The following is a 19779-nucleotide window of genomic DNA, read 5'->3' as shown; positions in this document are numbered from 1 at the left end:
ATGCACCATTTTGAGCGGTGCGTGCGCAGTGGTCTGAAATGACGTAGTAACATTAATCTCAACGAGCTTTAGCGAGTTGATAAAAAATAGAACACAAAATAATGCATAACAAGGACAGTTAAATGAACAGATTGAACTCAGACTTAGGTTGGCTTGTACTTAGAGTTTCAACAGCACTAATGATGCTTTTAGCACATGGCTGGGGCAAGCTTGCTAACTTCACAACACTACTAACAAAATTCCCTGACCCAATTGGACTGGGGATTCCATTTTCACTTACAGCAACAGTTTTTGCAGAAGTTTTCTGCCAGGCCTTCATTATCGTTGGTATCAAAACTCGTTGGTTTGCAGCTATTTCTGCTGTAACAATGTTACTTGCTGCTTTTGTAATACATGGAAATGATCCATTTGCTTCAAAAGAAAAAGCACTACTTTATGCAGTAGCGTATATCGCTATTTTCTTTTCAAACGGTGGGAAGTACTCAGTTAAAGCATAACTTTTCTAATATAGGGGAAGAGGTCACTGGCCACACTTCCCCTTATTCCTTCTTCACTTTCATATAATATATCGGCAGCACGGCCATGTACCCAGACACCAAGACAAGCTGCTTCTTCAAGACTAAGTCCCTGCGCTATAAAGCTGCCTATTATGCCGGCCAAGATATCCCCTGTTCCGGCCATTGCTAAAACGGGATTTCCTGTTTTATTAACATATACTTCATTTTGTGAGGAGACTAAGGAATCATGACCTTTTAGTACACATACATTTGAAAACTTCATTATTTTTTTTACACTTGAAAGTCTATGCTTTGAAATTTCTTCTCTCGGTACATTAAGTAGTCTTGCTGCCTCTCCTTCATGAGGAGTAATAATAGAATTAACAAGCTTCATAGTACTTTGTGCCTGAGATAAGAACCAAAGAGCATCCGCATCAACAACTTTTTTTAGATTAAGATGACAAAAATGATCCCACATAAATTTACCCCATTCATCTCGCCCAAGACCAGGGCCAAGAACAACACACGATGCCTTTTCCAAAATTGCGCTAGCATGAGCTAGTCCTCTATCATTAGCATCAATTCCACGTACCATGATTTCTGGTCGAGCTGAAATGATACCTGATACACTTGCTTTTCGTGTTAAAACACTGACCATCCCGGCACCTGAACGAAGCGCCCCTTCAGCAGCAAGCCTGGCAGCACCAGCATAGCCTAGATTTCCACCAATAATGACAACATGGCCAAAGCTATACTTATTAGCGCTAGAATTCATTACAGGAAGTTTTCTAAATAGGGAGAAAGGAAAATCACTACTCATACCTTTACTTATCGGCAAGCCGTTCGAGTAATTGCGAGTAAAGTCAAATCTAGAGAATAATTAAGAATTTATTAAATGAAAAAGGCCCTCAATCGAGGGCCTTGGTTTTATTTTGAAACTTTTTTCATGCGGTTTTGTAAATCCGTCCCTGTTCTAAAGATCAGGTGAATTGGTGTGTTATCAAGTGGGAAAGCTCCACGTAGACCATTCTTAAGATAACGACGATAGTTCTCAGGAATCCCCTTAGACTTATTCGTGTAGAATAAGAAAGTTGGTGGATCTGCCTTAATTTGAGATGCGTACTTAACACGGAATCTCTTACCACGTGAACCTTTAAGAATAATTGGGTGTCTTTCAATTAACTCAAAAACAAAACGGTTTAGAGCACCAGTTGCAATTGACTGTCTTCTAATGAAGATTGTCTTTGCAAGAATCTTTTTAAGACGCTTTAGTCCTCTTTTGTGTTTAGCCGATATAGGAATAATATCGCAGTAATTAAGCCAAGGCATTTTATCGCGAATATTTAAAAGCCACTCTTTACGTGCTTCTTGATCCTTGAAAGTATCTCCCATAAGATCAACTTTATTAAGACATACAATTACAGAAGCACCTTTTTCGATTGCGATATCTAGAAGACGCTTGTCTTGGTGTGAAACACCTTTTACAGCATCAATCATATAGATACACACATCACTATCTGCAATACTTCTTAGGGAGCGATATACAGACTGAGACTCAACAAAGTCATCAATCTTCTTTTGCTTTCTAATTCCCGCAGTATCCACGATGTGGATTGATCGCCAGTGGCTACCTTCATCCTCTGCTTCAGATAACGCTTCGACTACGTCTTCACTTGCCTCTTCAGAAGATTCAGCTTCAACATCATCACCGAAAACTTGTGCTTCCATACGAGTCGCAGAAGTTTCATCAAGTTCTTCGTCTTGCTCAAGCATAACATCTTCAAGCCCTTCAAGTTCGAACTCGTCAAGCTCAGTCTCAATCTCTTCTTCAAGGTCATATGATGAAATCAGCTCATTATAAAGATCAGGATTGTTCTTTTTAAAATCTTCATACTGAGAACGTAGAAGGTTATCGTTTTTAAAGAATGCCTTTGCTTCATCAAGCTTCCTTGCATCTTCCCCAAGGAAAAGATCAAAGTAGCCATCAATTGGATCAACTGTTGTTCCAGCAATATCAGAAACAAGCGCACGCTCACTTCCAAGAAGCTGATTTAAAAGAGTTGATTTACCAGCATTAGGAGCACCAATAAGAGCAAGTTTGGCAACAACGTTTTCACGTGGAGTAACACCACGTTGAAGTGCTGAAACATTCATTACATTATTAGATTCAGAAAATGCCATCATTTCACGGTGAATATTCTCACGAAGGTTCTCCATTCCAAGGCCATGGGCCGCAGAAGTGACAAACATTTCGTCATTATTTACACCAAGCTCATAGAAAGCATACTCATCACCATCTTGAGCGCTTGAATCAAACTTATTAACGATAAGCCACATTTTCTTTTTTTGTTTTCTAATGAAATTAGCAATCGTTTTATCAAATGGAAGTACGCCTTCTCTAACATCAACAACAAAAAGAACCAGATCTGATTCCTCGATTGCCTGATGTGCGTGATCCGTCATGATATTAAAGAATTTATTAGCATTAATCTCTTGCTCATTCTTACCTTGTTCATCAACTTGTGTTGGGTAAAACCCTCCAGTATCAACAAGAATAGCATCTAATGGGCGATCCTCATCGGCATCACTAAAAGTTGTAATTCCATAGTGACGATCACGAGTAACACCTGGCATATCATGCGTAATGGCCTTAAATTGTTTCTTCATTAATCGGTTGAATACGGAACTCTTTCCAACATTCGGTCGCCCAATTAATGAAATGATCATTGATCGTTTTTGCATATTAAAGTCCTATTTTCTTAAAATTAAATTATTTTTTCTTCCAAACACGTGCAGAGTTTGTTGCTCTTGGAAGACCAAGCTCTTCAAGTACGAAGTTATTCTTAAACCATTTTGGAGAAACTTTAACGTGTAGGTTTAAGTGAACTGTCCCGTCAGTCATTGCAGCAATTTTCTTACGAGCACGCATACCGATCTCTTTAATCATTGTACCTTTAGATCCAACAACGATTGCACGTTGAGAAGGACGGTTAACTAGAATTGAAGCCGAAATGTGAGCAGCAAATTCCCCTGTCTTATCTTTAAAGTCTTTGTACTCATCAATTACTACGGCCATCTCATATGGAAGCTCATCTTTTAATAATTCAAAAGCTTGCTCACGGATATATTCTGTTGCGAAGAATCTTTGTGACTTATTTGAAATTGCACCATCTAAGTAAAGGTGTGATCCTGGTTGTGCGTTATCACAAAGGGCAGCTGTTAGTAAGTGAACATTATCCCCTGACTTAGTTGAAATGCAGAAAAACTTCTCAAGTGCTGGAATAACTTCTTTTGCTTGTTCAAAAACTTTATCAAGAGGAAGAGCTTCAGCATTTTCAACACGATCAGATTTCGTGAATACTAACCAAGTTTTTGATAACTCTTTACCACCAATATATTCTTTAAAGTCTTTAATTTGGCCAAGGATATCCTTTGTTAAATCAATTAGAAGAAGGTTTACATCAACACCATCAACACCTTCTACTGCTTGTTGATTAATTCTTTTGTTAAGTTCTTGACTTGCTTTGTGTAGACCTGGAGTGTCTACTAAAACAACTTCAGTATGATCAACTGTAAATACTGCGTGAAATTTATTACGAGTTGTTTGAGGCTTGCTTGTTACAATTGATAAATCCATTCCTAGTAAGTAGTTTACAAGTGAACTTTTTCCTACGTTTGGAGCTCCAACGATTGCTGCCATAAGTGATTTGTTGTCTGGGTGTTGATTTTCTAATAACATAATTTCTCCGTCAAATTAAACCTATTAAAGTCGATCTAATAAATTATCTTTTAAGCATTTTTTTGCAATTTCTTTTGTTCCATTCTTCTTGCTATGAGAGATTAACTCACAGATATATTGCTCATTTACATAGAGCTCAATTTTAAATTCTTGCTCAATCTTCGTGGCGCGATACTCTGGTAAACATTTAAAACGCGCTAGTGTTTCTTCTTGAAGCTTTGTCTTAGGATCAAAGTCCAAAAGCTTCTTTTCACAAAAAAACTTCTCACCAACTTCTTTTTCATACATTGATAGTAATGTATTTAAATACTGATCGGCACGATCAACACCTTGATCAATTGCGATAGCTCCCAGTAGAGATTCAAAAAGATCACAAAGAATCCCACTATTCACTTCCTCATCTAGCTCACCTTTTCCAACAATCAGAAAATTTGATAGACCAAGAAAGTTCGAAAGAGCACTTAGACTCTCCTCATTAACAAGAGCACTACGAAGCTTAGAGAGTTGCCCCTCATTCATATTTTCGAAATTTAAAAAGAGGTTCTTAGTAACAAAAGCACCTAAAACAGAGTCACCATAGAACTCAAGTCTTTCATAGCTTTTCACTTTTACTTTGGCCTCGTGAGCATATGAACTATGCGTAAAAGCACGCATAAGAAGTGCGCTGTCTGTAAAATTTAAATTGAAAGTAGCTAGAAGCTTCTCTTCAATATTTGAATATTTAAGGAATGTATCGATTAAGAATTTGTGATTTTGCTCAGATGCACCAGTAGCATTAGCGTCACCAGATTGCTTAAAATTTGCAATCGTGTGCACATAAAATGCATGGGCAAATGGATTACTCTTCCCTTGCGGGGCGAGTGAGGTCGTCTCGAGCATAAATCACCTAATATTAAATTGTTAAGGCCATTTATAATGCTTTATCCCACCAAAAGCAAGCCTAAGCTTCTTCTTGTGAAATAATAACAGGTTCGTTAATATATTCAGTAATATACGTAGTTTAAGGATGGATATGGAAATCACTACAGCCAATAAAAACAAGTTAGAAAAGTGGCAAAAAGCCTTCTTCAAGAAGATAGAGGCCAAGGGCCGAAGCCTAAACACAATTAAGAATTATCGAACAGACTTGGCCTGTTTTAACCAATATGTTACAGAAAGTGCAAAGCAAACCAGTATTGAACAATACTCAATCCTTGAGATTCTTGAATACGGTAAATTTCTAGAGGCCAAGTACAACTCAGATAACTCTCGTCGCCGTCGAGTACAGGCACTAAGAATCTTTTTTGATCACTTAGTTGAAGAAGGTATTTTTAACGCGAATCCTGTTAGAAAGATTCCAACTTCACCAAAGTTTTTAGATATTCCCAGACCTGCGACATTCTCCCACATTAAAAGCTTGTGGCATACAATCTTAAATGATCAGCGTACGGCCAAGAATGACCTAGAAAAACTAAAGGCCAAGCGAAATGGGATTATCTTTAGTGCCATCTACCTTGGTGGTCTTAAAGTAAGCGAGCTTTCAAAAATTAAAGTTTCTAGTTTCTCTTTTAGAGATGAAATAAAAGCGGTTATCACCCATGAAAAGCGTGATCCTTATACAGTTACTTTTCCAGCTATATTTGGACGACTATTTTATGAATATGTTGAGCTCTTAGAGAAAGTTAAAAAAGAGCAGGGACATAACTTCCCTCACTTACTCTTTAATGCCAATGCACACAAAATCCTCTCAGGAGGGCTTTCCGCACGTGGAATGGAGCTCTTATTCGAAGAGTGGCGCAGCCAACTGATGATTCAAATAACACCTAAATCACTTCGTCAGTCTTGTATTTTTACTTGGCTTCATAATGGAGTTAATGAGACAACAATGAAGGAATGGTTAGGAGTTTCGCCAGCATATTCTCTAAGGCCATATAAAGAACATATGGATAAGCACTTCTATAACGACCAATTTATTGAATTGGCAATGAATGAAGATAAATTAATCTAAAATATTAATAAGAGTTTTTAATTGGAACTGGTCTGTCATAAACAGGCAGGCCTGCATCCTTATCAAGATGCCAGCGATCAGTGTAGAGCTCATCTTTTTCAACGCGGTAAAAGTTAAGGTCTTGATCAAGTTTATCCAATTTATAAATGAGTTCAGCCTGCAGACGAACTTGATCGTTCTTTTTTGAAAGTAGTAAATTTAAGGCCTCGTCTTTCTTTCTTTGAAGCTCAAGAATTTGCTTATCATAATCGGCCGCTACTTCAACTTGCTTTTGAGAAAATCCCCAGACAAATTTATTCACGTCATTCAACTGAAATGTAAAATCTCTCTTCTTAGCAAGTAGAGACAAGCGATAGCGTGATGCTTCCTTGATTCGGGCCGAGAGCATCTTGCTTTCAAAAACAAGAATTGTACCTCTTCTTAAAGACGAATTTTCACCCCAACAGTCTTCAAGGTCTTTAGCATAGATTGTTATATACTTATCTTCACTAGAGCGCACATGTCCTTTACAGCGATCATTATCCATATTTCTTGCAACATTAAAAAAGACTGTATCAGATGGTTTTAGAAATTTAACATTTCGAGACTCGACCTGAATTTTAAAAACTGTTGAAGATGGATCCTTATCTGTCACACGTCCTGAAAATTTTGAATAATCGACACTTGGATCATAGAAAGTATCAAAGCCATGATCGTTAATATAATTTTCGTAGGCGTTATAGTCCTTTTTTATATTCTTATTACGAACATCATCTTTTTTGATGATAAAACCATCAGCGTTGGCCACGACCTGAGCTTGGGCAATAATCAATGAAAATACTAGAAGTATTAATCTCATATGTTCATTATAGCGCAAAACGTCTTTACTAAAAGAGGCAGAAAACTTGTCCATTACCCCTGCCCATGATAAATTTCACTAGTTAATTTTTATATTTCCCTTAGGAGCAAAGAATGCAATTTTTTATCGATACAGGTGATATTAACGAAATCAAAGAAGCAGCAAAATGGGGCATCATTGATGGTGTAACAACTAACCCATCAATCATTGCTAAAACAGGACGCTCACAAGTTGATGTTATCAAAGATATTTGTGAAATTATCGACGGGCCTATTTCAGCTGAAGTTATTGCAACTGACAAAGAAGGTATGATTAAGGAAGGAAGCGAGCTTGCTAAAATTCACAGCAATATCGTCATTAAACTTCCCCTAACTGAAGATGGAATTGCTGCATGTAAATGGTTCAGCGAGAACGGAATCAAAACAAACGTAACTCTATGCTTTAGCTCAAACCAAGCATTACTAGCAGCTAAAAATGGTGCAACTTATATTTCTCCATTCATCGGAAGACTAGATGATATCGGTGCAGATGGAATGACTCTAATCCAAGAAATTCGCCATATGTATGATATCTATGGATTTGAAACAGAAGTACTAGCTGCTTCAGTTCGCCACGCTGATCACGTTAAGCACTGCTCAATGGTAGGTGCAGACGTCGCAACAATGCCATTTGGTGTAATCAAGTCACTTTTCGCTCACCCACTGACTGAAAAAGGACTGGCACAATTTCTGGCCGATCACGCGAAGTCACAGAAATAATCAGCAGTTATCACATCTAAAGAATATCTATAAATAATATTTGTGATTACGGGGAGTTATGCTCCCCGTTTCTTTATTTTTTCTAAATTTAAATTCCCACAGACCGATATCTATTAAAATAGTGCTTACCAGCACATATCCGAGCGTTTCGCTCTTTTATTTTTGGTAAAGGTTTGGGATGAATTTTTTAAAATCAACTTTTCTATTAGCGTGTTTTTGTACCGCTACAATCTCGTGTGTTGCTGAGCCAGAAAAAGGCCCATCCCTAGCAGCATTACCCCTTCGTTGGAATGCCTCTGCCCTGCCTTTAACTGTAAAAGTTCACAATGACTTCAATATTATAAATGAGCTGGATGGTGGATCAGATAGTCTGCCTCTAGCGGCCGAAGATGATGGCGATTACCTAGAGTATGATCTAATGGAAGAGATGCAAAAGGCATGGAATGATGCAGACTCAAAGAGAGATTACTTTGTTCTTGGCCATGGGCAAGCGGCTTCGCGAACACCTTCTTCAAATCTAAACGACTTCTATGACGGCGAAGTCGGAATTTATATCACTCAAGACTGGTACCCAGAAGTTGGCTATGGCGTTCTGGCCATAACTTCATACTTTGCTGAACACAAAGGTGATTACCTTCGAATGGTTCACGGTGATATTATCGTTAATCTTCGTGACTACTGGTTTACTTTCGATAATACAGAAACGGCCAATTCGTTTTACGACATGCCTTCAGTCATCCTACACGAGCTAGGTCACCTTATTGGATTAAAACATACTAATTCAAAATCTGTTGAATCAATTATGTATCCACAACTTGGTGGTGGTGAAAAGAAGAGAACTTTAAGCTTCTACGACTCTAAAACCATCGAAAACCTCTATGATAATGCCACGGCCATGACTGCAGGTGTCCGCGCTGCAGCACTAGGAAGTACAGATGCCAGCTTAGATGAGTCAGGTAATGAAGAATCGGATGAGCCGCCAAAGCTTATTCATGGCTATATTGAACTTCGCACAGATGGCTCATGCCAACACTACCTCGATGGTAAGTTAATTGATTCTCACAAGGCCTTTTAGTCCATAGTGCAAGGTTTGCTCTCTTAAAAATATCAGTAATTTATGGCCTAATATTAGTATGGCCATAATTCTAGACGACACAGACAAAACGTCTCTTCCAATTGATGAGGAAACGCTAAAGGATAATTCAAAATTAATCCTCTGTCCTGACTGTGATGAGCTTTATGAATTTGAATTAATCGCCCCGAGACAAAAGGCCGTTTGTCACTGTTGTGGCTACACTCTTTACCGCGGAGATAGCACGATTCGCATGGTAAGAGTTCTTACAATCTCAGGCCTTCTCTTATTTTATCCGGCATTCTTTCTACCAGTATTAAAAATTCATATGGCAGGTAGTAATTTAGAAACATCGACTTATCAGTCAGTCTTCGCATTTTCCACTAAAGCTTATTGGCCAATAGCAATCTCCGTGGTTCTCTTCGCTATCCTTATTCCACTCTTTAGACTGCTTGTATATTTATCAATAATTTTTAAAAACAAATTTATTAATCGAAATATTGGTAGGCCTCTTTTGAAGTACCTTGCACCTTCACATGAGTGGTCTATGGTTGATGTTTACTTTATGGGGATTATTGTTACCGTATCCAAAATGGTCGACCGCTCAGATGTTGAGCTCACAATTGGGACTCTGAGCTTAATCCTCCTCATGGTTAATAACATTCTACTTCAATCGGTTACTCATTTTGATGAATTATGGAAGAGGCTTTATGAGAGGAATTGATCATCAAAAGGCCCTGTGCCCGAAGTGTCAGAAAGTAAATTCTATTCTTACATGTACACGATGTGGAGCAAAGATTGAGCTTCGAAACTACGAAGGAATCTCACGTTGTAAAGCCTATTTAATTGCGGCCATCGCGCTTTATATACCAGCGAATCTACTTCCCATGATGACCGTTCTTACATTTAACAGAGGTACACCAAGAACAATTCTTGGTGGTGTCATAAACTTAATCAATTTAAAAATGTATCCCATTGCCATGATTGTTTTTGCGGCAAGTATAATTGTCCCAATATTTAAAATCATTTCACTTTGGTATATCATTGATAATATAAATACTTTAGATGAGAGAAAAAAGAAGAAGTTAACAAAGTTATATCGAGTTGTTCATATCGTTGGAAAATGGTCTATGCTTGATATCTTTGTCATCGCCCTACTCGTTATTCTTGTTAATGTTGAATTCATTTCTCAAATAAAGGCAGAGCCCGCAGTGCTCTACTTTACAGCAGTTGTAATACTAACCATCCTGGCCTCAAACGAAGTGGACACTAGATTAATCTGGGATGATAAGGAAAGATATGAGTAATGCAAAACCTCAAGTTGTTAACAAAAAAGGAATAAATCCAATATGGTTTTTTCCTGTTGCTGCGGTTTCTATTGGGATCTGGCTTTTGTATACAAACTTAATGGCCCGTGGCTCATATATCACAATCAACTTCAGAAATGCTGATGGGATCATTCCAGGTAAAACGACAATTATCTATAAAGGAACAATTGTAGGACGTGTAAAAGATACGGAACTAAATGAAAACCTTACAAGTGTTGCCGTTCATGTTGAGATGAATCCACGCATGCGTGAGTATCTTTCAAAGGATACAAAGTTCTGGCTAGTAAGCCCAACTGTTAATCTTTCAGGTATCTCAGGCTTAAGCACAATTATTAGTGGTAAATTTATCAACATGCATCCAGCTAAAGGCAAGTTCATTAGAAAATTTGATGCCCTAAATGAAACACCAAGAAGTCTTAGAAAAGATGGTATCTATATCAAGCTAAACGCCGACAAACTTGGCCCTATCTCAATAGGCTCACCTATTTACTATAACAAGATTCAAGTTGGTGAAGTAACAGGCTATGATCTGGATATGGAAAGAGATGGTGTTGATATTACTGTTTTCATTGAAGATCGTTACCAAAATCTTATTCACTCAACATCTAGGTTTTACAATGTTAGCGGAATAAGTGTTGATGCTTCACTTGCTGGAGTAAAAGTTAGAACTGAATCTTTAGCTTCTCTTGTAAGAGGAGGAATTTCATTTGTTAATTTTGAAAGTGATGATGAAACAATCTTAAAAGAAAACTTCGAAAAGAGCTATAAGCTCTACTCATCGTACGAAGAAACAATTCCAGGTAAAGAAATTTCAATAGAGTTCCCACTGGGAAGTGCTGTTTCAAAGATTAAAACACCTATTAAATTTAGAAGTATCATTATTGGTTATGTGACAGGCTCAAAAGTTGATCGTAATAAATCAACACTAACAGTACAGGCCAATATAAAGAAAGAGTTTGAAAAAGTTGTAGTTAAAGGTGCACAGTTTTGGGAAGTTAAACCAAAAATTTCTCTTAGTGGGATTGAGTCACTAGATGCACTTACAGGAAATTATATAGCTGTTGATATCAGTCGCTCAAGATATAGAAAGAGTAAAGACACTGATAGATTTAAGGCCTTGAAACAAGCTCCACTCAAAGAAGTTCATAATAAATATGGACAAAGACTCAGCCTTTATAGTGATCGTCGAAACTCTCTAGCAAAAGGCCAAGGTGTTTATTATCGTGGCATTCAAGTGGGAGTTATTACAGACGTAAGACTTAATACACGCGCTAAGAATGTTATCGCAGACATCTTTGTGAATTCTCCATACCACAGACTTTTGAAAGAAGAGACAAAGTTTTGGAATGTAAGTGGAGTTGATGTTGAATTCGGATTATTTTCAGGCGCAAAGATCAGCACACAATCACTAGAAACGCTTTTATCGGGTGGAGTTGAGTTTGCAACCCCAGAGAAGTTTTCACAGCGTAAAAAAGATTATTTTAGAATTCATAAAAAGGCCGATAAAGATTGGCTTGAATGGAAACCTATTATTGAACTATAAATTATAATAAAAAAGCCTCGCATTGCGAGGCCTTTTTATTTCTACAATTACTAAGTTTAAGCAACTTTCTTTTCTTTCGTAATTTCTGCTGGACTCTCAAGAGCATCAAGTACTTCCTGAGAGAAAATTAGCTTCTTACGAAGTGCCTCTCTTGAAATTCCCATCTCTTTTGCGGCCTTAGATTTGTTACCAAAATTTCTCTTAATCTCATTAAGAATCATCTCACGCTCAACTAGTGCAAGACGATCTTTTAGAGGTAAAGTAAAATCCGTTACGTGATCAATTTGACCAAACTGTTTTTGCTTCATTGAGATATCAACTAAAGGTGATACACCATCATTGATTTCAATATCAGAGATAATATGTGATTTCGGATGATATAGCACAGCTCTCTCAATACATTTTTTTAGCTCGTAAACATTTCCTGGCCAGTCGTACTGAAGGATTTGCTCCATAACCTTCTTAGAGAAGCTCTTAAGAAGTAGGCCTTGTCTCTTGCACTCAACTTTTAAGAAATACTCAACAAGCATTTCAATATCATCTTCACGACGTCTTAGTGGGTCAATATTAATTTGCGCTTGTGATAAGAATTCAAAAAGATCACGGTGAAATAAACCTTCATCTGTTAGTATTCCTAAATCCTTAATAGAAGTCGCCATAATTCGACAATCGATGCTTACGATACCACCAGGAGTTCCTCTATTTGAAATAACTTCAAAAAGTCTCTCTTGCCATTCGTAAGATAGGTTCTCAATGTGGTTAAGAACTACTGTTCCACCTTGAGTCTTTGAAAAAACGCATTTCTCTTCATCAGGACCAAATAGCTGGGCCTCTAATTTTTGCATATCTTGTAATTTACAATTTACTGTATTAACTTCATGCAGACCGCGCTTACCTTCAAAGTGTAAAACAGTTGCATAAAGATTTTTACCAACACCTTTCTCTCCAGTGATTAATACAGGACTATCTAGATCTTTAAGTTTTGAGATTGAATTTCTCATCGACTTAACACCAGTTGTGTTTCCAATAATTGCATACTGACGATCATACGGAGCTGAGAACCTACGAATTTTAGAATTATTCGAAATCGGGTTAAAGCTATGAAATACTGAAGAGAAAACAAGGGCGAGAACCTTCATTGTTTTTTCATCTTCAATTGTAAAACGGTCTTCGTTACGTTTATTAATTACTTCAATGACACCAATAATTTTGTCTTCGCGGTTATGAATTGGATAACAGATAATCGACTTTGTCGTAAATCCATTTTGCTCATCAAAAGCATTATTAAAACGTGACTCATCACTTTCCGTACAAATATTTAGCGCAACACCTGTTGTAAAAACAGATCCAGCAACACCTAGACGGTAATCAAACTTTAAACCAGTCTTATCAAGCCCTAACGCTGCAATGGCCTCAAGCTCATTTGTATCTGGATTAATTAGAAAGATTGAAGAGCGTTGTGCATTTAAGATGCGGATAACTTCTTCAAGCATAGTATCAAGAAACCCTTCTTTGTCACCAAAGTGAGTGATGTCTTTAAATAGAGAAAGTAAAAGAGAGAACATTTCAAATCCTTCATTAGGATCTGTATAGCGCTCTTTTAGTGCTGATTGAATTAAACAGTCTTTAAGTCTTTCTGAAGAGAAGCTCATGATATAGCTTTCGAGGAATTTATTAATTCCCTTTTCAACATCCAACTCAACACCGTAGATAATTTCTTCGTCTTCTAATACATTCGAGAAAGCGCGAACAACTCGCCCCGTAAGATCAAGATGCTTTTTCTTAAATTGCAAAGAAACTTCAAGCTCCGTTCCTACAGATATTCTCTCATGAGTTTTAAAGCCAAAACCTGTTATTGAAATATCAACAAGCTTTGCATCATCGATATATTCTAGATGTCCTACTTCATCTTCTTTTTGAATAAGAAAACGTAGGTTATCTGCTTCCTCTACAGGTATTCTGAAAGACTGAAAGAACTTAAATTCTGAAAAACTGGCGAGCATGATAATCCCCTCATTAATGCTATACAGTTATTAATCGGTAAAATTTGGTTAAAACTTTAGGCTGTTGCCCAAAATTATTGGCTATAAAATCTATATGATTGGCCGCATTTGCTCCTTATTACTTGCCTGATGGGCCCACAAGCAATAAGATGTGATATTAAAATTAGTTGTAATATTGAGTACTTGCGTAAAGTAAGCAGGTATAAATGCATTTAAAATTGGATGAATTATGATTTTTGAAGGTTCAGAAAAGAAGGCCGAAATTATCGTTAAAGATGGCCTTAACTTACTAGAAATCCCTGATACATTTTGGGCCCAGCTAGTTGAAAAAGCGAAAGCGACAATCCTATCTAGTGTAAAGAATGACAAACTGAAAGCTTTCCTACTTTCAGAATCTTCCCTATTTGTTTGGGAAGATCGTATGCTTATCATCACTTGTGGACAAACGACATTGATTCAGGCCATTGATTTCTTCACAAGCGAATATGGCAAGGATTCAATTAAACAACTTATATTTCAAAGAAAGAATGAGTACTTCTCACATATGCAGCACTCAACTTTTATGGATGATATAAAATTATTAGAAAATAAATTTAATGGAACAGCGCTTCGTTTTGGAAATATCGACGACCATCACAATTATATTTATTTTCTAGATCAAGAATACACTCCTTCAGCAGATGATCATACTTATGAGCTTCTAATGTATGAGATCTCTTGTGAAGCAAGAAAACTTCTTACAGATGAGAATGTGACAAAAAATCAAATTAGAGACTTATTAAAGCTTGATAAGATTCTTCCAGGATTTGAACTAGATGATTTTGTTTTCAATCCTTACGGATATTCTTTAAATGCGATTAAAGATGATAACTACTTCACTTGCCATATTACTCCGCAAGAAGAGTGCCCATATATTAGTTTTGAAACTGATATTGATATGAAAGAAATTGCAAGTGTTCTAATCGATGCCATGGAACCAATTTCTTATGACTTCATCGAGTTCTGCCCTAATCAAGACGGGACATGTGGTTTAAATGTTAACCCAGGTGAATACAAGGCAAAGACGCAAGTTGAAAGCTTCTTAAAATGTGGATACATCATGTACTTTTCTCATTTTTACAAGCTACGTACAAACCGCTTAAAACCTTACAAATTACTTTAATTAATTTAAATATTTTAGGAGACAACTATGCACAGTAACCTATGGATTGAAGAAAGATATAAAGATTTTTACGGAATGAGATATAAAGTAGAGAACGTTCTTTACTCGAAAAAAACAGAATTCCAAACGGTAGACGTTGTAGAAACAAAAGGGCATGGAAAAATGCTTCTTAACGACGGTCTAGTAATGGTAACGGAAAGAGATGAAATCGCTTATCACGACATGATTTCTCACGTTCCATTATTTGTTCACCCTAATCCAAAAAACGTTCTCGTTATCGGTGGTGGTGACGGTGGTACAGCAAGAGAAGTTCTTCGCCACGCTTCTGTTGAGAAGTGTACAATGGTTGAAATTGATGGCGCCGTATGTGAAGCATGTATGGAATTCATTCCACAAACTGCTGAAGTACTTAAAGGCCATCCAAAATTAGACCTTATCATCGGTGACGGTGTTAAATTTGTTCAAGAAACTACTGAAAAGTTTGATGTTATCATTATCGACTCTACTGATCCAATCGGTCCAGCGGCCCCTCTATTTGGTCCAGAATTTTACACAAACGTAAATAAGTGTCTTGCAGATAATGGTATCGTTGTTTCTCAAGGTGAATCACCTTGGTTTGAAGCAGAGATTCAAAAGAGTATGCTTGGTGTTTTAAATGATATTTTCAAAAATACATTTATCTATAACTTCTCTAACCTAACTTACCCAGGTGGACTGTGGTCATTTACTTTTGCAACTAAAGGCGACACTCACCCAATTAATGACTTTAGAGAAGAAGCAGTAGCAGAATCTGGACTTGAGTTCTCTTACTACAATGCAGGACTTCATAAGGCAGCTTTCTATCTGCCAACATTTATGAAGAAGAATCTTGAAGGTTTAATCCAAAACCCATAAGGACTTAGTTCATGCAGTACTGGCTCTTTAAAAGCGAACCTGATGCTTTCTCAATTGATGACCTTGCAAGAAGACCGAAACAAACGGAGTCTTGGGATGGTGTGAGAAATTATCAGGCACGTAACTTCATGAGAGATGAAATGAAGCTTGGAGACAAGGTCTTCTTCTATCACTCAAGTTGTAAGGAGCCAGCAATTGTGGGACTTGCTGAAGTTGTCAAAGAGTCTCATCCAGATAAAACTCAATTCGATGAAAAATCAAAGTACTTTGACCCTAAGGCCACGACTGATAATCCTCGTTGGTTTCTTGTGGATGTAAAATTTGTCGAAAAATTTTCAAAAGCACTAACCCTTAAAGAGATGAAAGCAGATCCTCGCTACGATGAGATGCCTCTTGTAAAGAAGGGTTCTCGCCTTTCAATCATGCCTATTCCCAAACAAATTGCGAGCACTATTTTAAAAGATATTTCTTAGAAAATTTTAAAGACTAGAGTTTGTAAAAACTCTCTTCCAAAGGTTGTATAACTAAGGAATAAAGTCACAAATGACAAGATAAGCCCTATTGTAAAAAAACTAAGAATAACAATTCCTGTTCGTCCAATAAGAGCTTTAATAGGTTGTTTATAATAGAGAGAAAGATGTGAGAGGTCGTTATGGCCATGAACACCACCAAATTTATACTCCTGCACACTTGATTCTTGTGTACTATCGGCAGCACTTAGATCGACATTTGATAGGTCCTGAATTGGCATTTCCCGTTACTCCTCACATCAGCTTTGTCGCTGACATGAGAAGTATCGGTAAAAAGATTAAAATATTTTAATATATGAATTATTGAATTATTTGAGAATCTAAATTTTGAGCGTTAGTAGCTGAAATCATTGTATTTTCTTTTACGATTTCAGAGTCTGCATCAACGTCTTCATCGTCTAGAAAGTCAGAAAGAGAATTCTCCTCACTGCCAATAGTTTCTTCAACTAAATCCATTTTAGTTGCAATAATTTCGCTAGCGGCCTCGATTTGTCCTCTTACTTCTTCTATTTCACAAGCAATGTCTTGCTTTGAATCTAGGAAAGAGTCCATTTCATCACGACATTTAGAAAGCTTCTCAATAAGCTCATCTTGATTTCCACGATATGTCTCTTCTAGGTTTGAAAGTAGGCCAATAACATTATTGAAGAATTTAGCAAGATTGCGACTTAGTCCTTCAAGTTCGCTACTACTTTGAGTCATTTCTGAGTCATTTAGAAGACTTGCTTGAACATCAACGCGAAAGCTAAGTGTTTTAAGTTGAAAGATGATATCTTTCATATCTTGGAATTCACTCATGAACTTTTCAAATGTTTCCTTGAACTTCACATCCCCTTGCTCTGCTTGAAGTTGTGCATCTTTTTGCTTTGGTAGCTCTTTAATGAACTCAAGACCTTTCTCTCTTAACTCATTAACTGCATCAACGATTGATTCCATACCCTTATGGCCATCATTAACAACAAGCAGCTGGTCCTTGATATCTTCCATTGTATTTTGAAGTTCAATCGTCATTAGTTCATATTCAGAGATTTGTTCTTTTTGACCAGAAACAATATCCATTTCCTGAGAAAGTTTAATCTGAAGAGACTTCTTACTATCTTTCAAATCCTTGATATCATTTTTTAGTCGATCAACTTCTAAACGAAGTAACTCTGAATCATTAAAGAGTCTTACTTTTGCGTAATACTCTTTGATCATTGGAATCATAGCAAAGATAGCAAAAGCAATGGCAGCAACCATGAAGATTAAGTTATATAAGCTTCTTGTGATGAGCCAATTGTAAATTAATACACCATGTGTCATTAAAGACAGTGTACATATAATGAAATAATTAGTTTTAGATGTTGGTGATTTAGCTGTTTTGGTTGAATTCTTTTCAAATTTTAAAGACATGTTATCGATCCCTGACAAACTTTCTTTTAATAATACAATAATTATCAAACACTAAAGTAAGTAAGTCAATTATCAGGGACCGATAATTTTACAATGTAACTAATAAGTTACGGCCGTTTTATTTAAGATAAGTGTAACTCTTAAGGCAATCCTCATAGAAGTCTACAAGTGATACACCATCACGTGGACGAATGCGGCCACGAGAAACTTGGCGATCGATATAACGCTTAACCTTAAATGCCATAAACTCTGGGTTATATTGCATTGTTGAAAGAACCTGACGAGCAGAGTTTCCTTCAACTGTTTCTTCGATATAGAATCCTTTTGGATCATCGCTATCTGCATAAACGTGAACTTCATTTACACGCCCAAATAAGTTGTGCATATCACCCATTACATCTTGGTAAGCACCTGTTAGGAAGATTCCAATACGGTACTCCTCACCTTCAGTTAGTTGATGTACAGCAATTGTTTTCTTAAACCCTTCATCTGGGTCATAGAAGCGATCAATCTTACCATCACTATCACAAGTAATATCAGCAAGTGTTGATCTCTTACCAGGCTTTTCATTTAAGCGAGTCAATGGAACAACAGGTAGCACTTGCTCAATTGCCCAACTATCACATGCAGATTGGAAAACTGAAAAGTTACAAAGGTATTGGCCACTTAAAGTATTTTCTAAATCTTCCATTAGCTCTGATTGAAAATCTTCTTCTGGAACTAATGTACTAATTTCCTTTAAGATGCGAAGGTGCATTGTCTCAATTTTTGCACGCTCTTCAAGCTCTAGAATACCAAGTTTGAATGCATGAATTGAATCCGACTTAATCTTCATTGCATCGTTATATGCTTCTTGCCAATTTTTAGTCTTTGCAAGAACTTCACCAACTTGTCTCATTTCTGTAACAAGGTTATGCTCACCAGTTTCTTGCTTAGTTGAAAACTCAATTTTTGTATTATCGATTTCACCGATAATATTAGTGATAACACAACTGTGGTGTGCAGTAATTGCACGGCCACTCTCAGTAATAATATGTGGATGCTCAACACCCTCAAGATCACAAACAGACTTTAGTCCATAAACGATATCAGTAATATAATCAGTGATTGAATAGTTAATTGATGAATCATTTGTCGAGTTTGTTCCATCGTAATCAACACCAAGTCCACCTCCAACATCAAAGTACTGCAGAGGAGCTCCAATCTTTTGCATCTTACAATAGATGCGAGAACCCTCTTCAATTGCTTCTTTAATCGAGCGAATATCAGTGATTTGAGATCCAATATGGAAGTGGAAAAGTTTTAGCATATCAAGACGATCATGCTTTTTTAAATATTCAATAGCTAAGATAATTTCAGAAGTCGTTAAACCAAATTTGGCCTTATCGCCTCCACTTGATTCCCATTTACCACGGCCTTTTACAGACATGCGTCCACGAATACCAATAAATGGAATTACTCCATGCTCCTTGCCTAACTCTACAAGCATACGAAGTTCAGAGAATTTTTCAATAACAACAAAAACCTTGCGTCCTAGTTTTGCACCAAGAATAGCAAGCTTTAGATAATCACGATCCTTGTAACCGTTAAGTACAGTAAGAGAATCAGCATTATTATTATATGCAAGTGCAGATAAAAGCTCAGGCTTTGAACCAGCTTCTAGTCCATAATTATAACGAGAGCCTGCATCAACGATTTCTTCTACAACTTCTCTCATTTGGTTTACCTTAACAGGATAAACACCAAAGAATTTTCCGCGGTAATCTTCATCATCAATTACCTTTTGAAAGGTATTATTTAAAAGCTTAACTTGTGAGCGTAAAATATCATGGAAACGAATTACTAGTGGTAATTGAATCCCTTGTTCTTTAGCTTCTTCAATAACGTCATTAATAACAATTCCAACATTCTTATTTGGATTTGGAGTTGCTTTAAGTTGTCCGTTTTCTTCAATTTTAAAATAACCGTTACTCCACTTACTTACGTTGTAGAGGCGATCAGAATCTTGAATTGTCCAAGTCTCATTTGTCATTACT

Annotated in this window: 19 protein-coding genes; 10 read left to right on the top strand and 9 right to left on the bottom strand. The window is 36.9% G+C overall.

Annotated features, from left to right (window positions below; all coding sequences use genetic code 11):
* Positions 1 to 122 precede the first annotated feature (122 nt).
* Complete coding sequence (locus tag ACMAYL_RS00625) at positions 123 to 497, top strand: DoxX family protein (protein WP_412470572.1); 375 nt, start codon at positions 123 to 125, stop codon at positions 495 to 497.
* Here the strand turns inward: ACMAYL_RS00625 and ACMAYL_RS00620 are convergent.
* From ACMAYL_RS00620 to rnc, 4 genes are all read right to left on the bottom strand, one after another.
* Positions 487 to 1317: an NAD(P)H-hydrate dehydratase gene (locus tag ACMAYL_RS00620; RefSeq protein ID WP_412469469.1), complete on the bottom strand. Its 831-nt coding sequence runs from the start codon at positions 1315 to 1317 to the stop codon at positions 487 to 489. The genes ACMAYL_RS00625 and ACMAYL_RS00620 overlap by 11 nt on opposite strands.
* Positions 1318 to 1424: 107 nt before the next feature.
* Positions 1425 to 3239 carry a ribosome biogenesis GTPase Der gene (locus ACMAYL_RS00615; protein WP_103217061.1) on the bottom strand — a complete coding sequence of 605 codons (1815 nt, stop codon included), beginning with the start codon at positions 3237 to 3239 and terminating at the stop codon, positions 1425 to 1427.
* Positions 3240 to 3267: 28 nt separating this feature from the next.
* On the bottom strand, positions 3268 to 4236 hold the full coding sequence (era, locus tag ACMAYL_RS00610) for a GTPase Era (RefSeq protein WP_103217060.1): 969 nt from the start codon (positions 4234 to 4236) through the stop codon (positions 3268 to 3270).
* 24 nt (positions 4237 to 4260) lie between these two features.
* Entirely contained in the window at positions 4261 to 5115 is an 855-nt protein-coding gene (rnc, locus tag ACMAYL_RS00605) for a ribonuclease III (protein ID WP_103217059.1), read from the bottom strand.
* 133 nt (positions 5116 to 5248) lie between these two features.
* Here rnc and ACMAYL_RS00600 point away from each other — a divergent pair, with 133 nt between their 5' ends.
* Entirely contained in the window at positions 5249 to 6223 is a 975-nt protein-coding gene (locus ACMAYL_RS00600; protein ID WP_158246805.1) for a tyrosine-type recombinase/integrase, read from the top strand.
* A 4-nt stretch (positions 6224 to 6227) separates the two neighbouring features.
* Here the strand turns inward: ACMAYL_RS00600 and ACMAYL_RS00595 are convergent, their stop codons facing one another.
* Complete coding sequence (locus tag ACMAYL_RS00595; protein WP_146037783.1) at positions 6228 to 7061, bottom strand: hypothetical protein; 834 nt, start codon at positions 7059 to 7061, stop codon at positions 6228 to 6230.
* A gap of 113 nt (positions 7062 to 7174) precedes the next feature.
* Here ACMAYL_RS00595 and fsa point away from each other — a divergent pair, with 113 nt between their 5' ends.
* From fsa to ACMAYL_RS00570, 5 genes are all read left to right on the top strand, one after another.
* Complete coding sequence (gene fsa / locus ACMAYL_RS00590) at positions 7175 to 7819, top strand: fructose-6-phosphate aldolase (RefSeq protein ID WP_103217056.1); 645 nt, start codon at positions 7175 to 7177, stop codon at positions 7817 to 7819.
* A 178-nt stretch (positions 7820 to 7997) separates the two neighbouring features.
* On the top strand, positions 7998 to 8894 hold the full coding sequence (locus ACMAYL_RS00585; protein ID WP_392992153.1) for a matrixin family metalloprotease: 897 nt from the start codon (positions 7998 to 8000) through the stop codon (positions 8892 to 8894).
* A gap of 58 nt (positions 8895 to 8952) precedes the next feature.
* Positions 8953 to 9615 carry a paraquat-inducible protein A gene (locus ACMAYL_RS00580; protein WP_412470571.1) on the top strand — a complete coding sequence of 221 codons (663 nt, stop codon included), beginning with the start codon at positions 8953 to 8955 and terminating at the stop codon, positions 9613 to 9615.
* Positions 9602 to 10198, top strand: a complete 597-nt coding sequence (locus ACMAYL_RS00575; protein ID WP_412462534.1) for a paraquat-inducible protein A — start codon at positions 9602 to 9604, stop codon at positions 10196 to 10198. Before ACMAYL_RS00580 ends, ACMAYL_RS00575 begins: the two co-directional genes overlap by 14 nt.
* On the top strand, positions 10191 to 11762 hold the full coding sequence (locus ACMAYL_RS00570) for an intermembrane transport protein PqiB (protein ID WP_412470570.1): 1572 nt from the start codon (positions 10191 to 10193) through the stop codon (positions 11760 to 11762). Before ACMAYL_RS00575 ends, ACMAYL_RS00570 begins: the two co-directional genes overlap by 8 nt.
* Positions 11763 to 11818: 56 nt before the next feature.
* Here the strand turns inward: ACMAYL_RS00570 and ACMAYL_RS00565 are convergent, their stop codons facing one another.
* The gene (locus tag ACMAYL_RS00565; RefSeq protein ID WP_412470569.1) at positions 11819 to 13765 is read right to left on the bottom strand and encodes a sigma 54-interacting transcriptional regulator; all 1947 of its coding nucleotides are present in this window, start codon (positions 13763 to 13765) and stop codon (positions 11819 to 11821) included.
* A 229-nt stretch (positions 13766 to 13994) separates the two neighbouring features.
* Here ACMAYL_RS00565 and ACMAYL_RS00560 point away from each other — a divergent pair, with 229 nt between their 5' ends.
* From ACMAYL_RS00560 to ACMAYL_RS00550, 3 genes are read left to right on the top strand one after another with little or no spacing between them, the layout of a single operon-like run.
* A complete protein-coding gene (locus ACMAYL_RS00560; protein ID WP_103217050.1) occupies positions 13995 to 14927 on the top strand; it encodes an adenosylmethionine decarboxylase in 933 nt (310 codons plus the stop codon).
* Between the two features lie 27 nt (positions 14928 to 14954).
* A complete protein-coding gene (gene speE / locus ACMAYL_RS00555; protein WP_103217049.1) occupies positions 14955 to 15821 on the top strand; it encodes a polyamine aminopropyltransferase in 867 nt (288 codons plus the stop codon).
* An 11-nt stretch (positions 15822 to 15832) separates the two neighbouring features.
* A complete protein-coding gene (locus ACMAYL_RS00550) occupies positions 15833 to 16294 on the top strand; it encodes an EVE domain-containing protein (protein ID WP_103217048.1) in 462 nt (153 codons plus the stop codon).
* Here the strand turns inward: ACMAYL_RS00550 and ACMAYL_RS00545 are convergent.
* The 3 genes from ACMAYL_RS00545 to speA form a co-directional block, all read right to left on the bottom strand.
* Positions 16291 to 16572, bottom strand: coding sequence for a hypothetical protein (locus ACMAYL_RS00545; RefSeq protein WP_103217047.1), 282 nt, complete (start codon positions 16570 to 16572; stop codon positions 16291 to 16293). The genes ACMAYL_RS00550 and ACMAYL_RS00545 overlap by 4 nt on opposite strands.
* A gap of 79 nt (positions 16573 to 16651) precedes the next feature.
* A complete protein-coding gene (locus ACMAYL_RS00540; protein ID WP_146037782.1) occupies positions 16652 to 17653 on the bottom strand; it encodes a hypothetical protein in 1002 nt (333 codons plus the stop codon).
* A 208-nt stretch (positions 17654 to 17861) separates the two neighbouring features.
* Positions 17862 to 19775, bottom strand: a complete 1914-nt coding sequence (gene speA / locus ACMAYL_RS00535) for a biosynthetic arginine decarboxylase (RefSeq protein WP_103217045.1) — start codon at positions 19773 to 19775, stop codon at positions 17862 to 17864.
* Positions 19776 to 19779: the final 4 nt, after the last annotated feature.

This window comes from Halobacteriovorax sp. RT-2-4, assembly GCF_047085445.1.
Taxonomy (GTDB): domain Bacteria; phylum Bdellovibrionota; class Bacteriovoracia; order Bacteriovoracales; family Bacteriovoracaceae; genus Halobacteriovorax_A.
This window is presented reverse-complemented; position numbering and strand designations above follow the sequence as displayed.

Excerpts from the sequence above, each read along its gene's own strand:
- ACMAYL_RS00625 (WP_412470572.1), top strand. The coding sequence starts at position 123 with ATGAACAGATTGAACTCAGACTTAGGTTGGCTTGTACTTAGAGTTTCA.
- ACMAYL_RS00620 (WP_412469469.1), bottom strand. The coding sequence starts at position 1,317 with ATGAGTAGTGATTTTCCTTTCTCCCTATTTAGAAAACTTCCTGTAATG.
- ACMAYL_RS00615 (WP_103217061.1), bottom strand. The coding sequence starts at position 3,239 with ATGCAAAAACGATCAATGATCATTTCATTAATTGGGCGACCGAATGTT.
- era (WP_103217060.1), bottom strand. The coding sequence starts at position 4,236 with ATGTTATTAGAAAATCAACACCCAGACAACAAATCACTTATGGCAGCA.
- rnc (WP_103217059.1), bottom strand. The coding sequence starts at position 5,115 with ATGCTCGAGACGACCTCACTCGCCCCGCAAGGGAAGAGTAATCCATTT.
- ACMAYL_RS00600 (WP_158246805.1), top strand. The coding sequence starts at position 5,249 with ATGGAAATCACTACAGCCAATAAAAACAAGTTAGAAAAGTGGCAAAAA.
- ACMAYL_RS00595 (WP_146037783.1), bottom strand. The coding sequence starts at position 7,061 with ATGAGATTAATACTTCTAGTATTTTCATTGATTATTGCCCAAGCTCAG.
- fsa (WP_103217056.1), top strand. The coding sequence starts at position 7,175 with ATGCAATTTTTTATCGATACAGGTGATATTAACGAAATCAAAGAAGCA.
- ACMAYL_RS00585 (WP_392992153.1), top strand. The coding sequence starts at position 7,998 with ATGAATTTTTTAAAATCAACTTTTCTATTAGCGTGTTTTTGTACCGCT.
- ACMAYL_RS00580 (WP_412470571.1), top strand. The coding sequence starts at position 8,953 with ATGGCCATAATTCTAGACGACACAGACAAAACGTCTCTTCCAATTGAT.
- ACMAYL_RS00575 (WP_412462534.1), top strand. The coding sequence starts at position 9,602 with ATGAGAGGAATTGATCATCAAAAGGCCCTGTGCCCGAAGTGTCAGAAA.
- ACMAYL_RS00570 (WP_412470570.1), top strand. The coding sequence starts at position 10,191 with ATGAGTAATGCAAAACCTCAAGTTGTTAACAAAAAAGGAATAAATCCA.
- ACMAYL_RS00565 (WP_412470569.1), bottom strand. The coding sequence starts at position 13,765 with ATGCTCGCCAGTTTTTCAGAATTTAAGTTCTTTCAGTCTTTCAGAATA.
- ACMAYL_RS00560 (WP_103217050.1), top strand. The coding sequence starts at position 13,995 with ATGATTTTTGAAGGTTCAGAAAAGAAGGCCGAAATTATCGTTAAAGAT.
- speE (WP_103217049.1), top strand. The coding sequence starts at position 14,955 with ATGCACAGTAACCTATGGATTGAAGAAAGATATAAAGATTTTTACGGA.
- ACMAYL_RS00550 (WP_103217048.1), top strand. The coding sequence starts at position 15,833 with ATGCAGTACTGGCTCTTTAAAAGCGAACCTGATGCTTTCTCAATTGAT.
- ACMAYL_RS00545 (WP_103217047.1), bottom strand. The coding sequence starts at position 16,572 with ATGCCAATTCAGGACCTATCAAATGTCGATCTAAGTGCTGCCGATAGT.
- ACMAYL_RS00540 (WP_146037782.1), bottom strand. The coding sequence starts at position 17,653 with ATGACACATGGTGTATTAATTTACAATTGGCTCATCACAAGAAGCTTA.
- speA (WP_103217045.1), bottom strand. The coding sequence starts at position 19,775 with ATGACAAATGAGACTTGGACAATTCAAGATTCTGATCGCCTCTACAAC.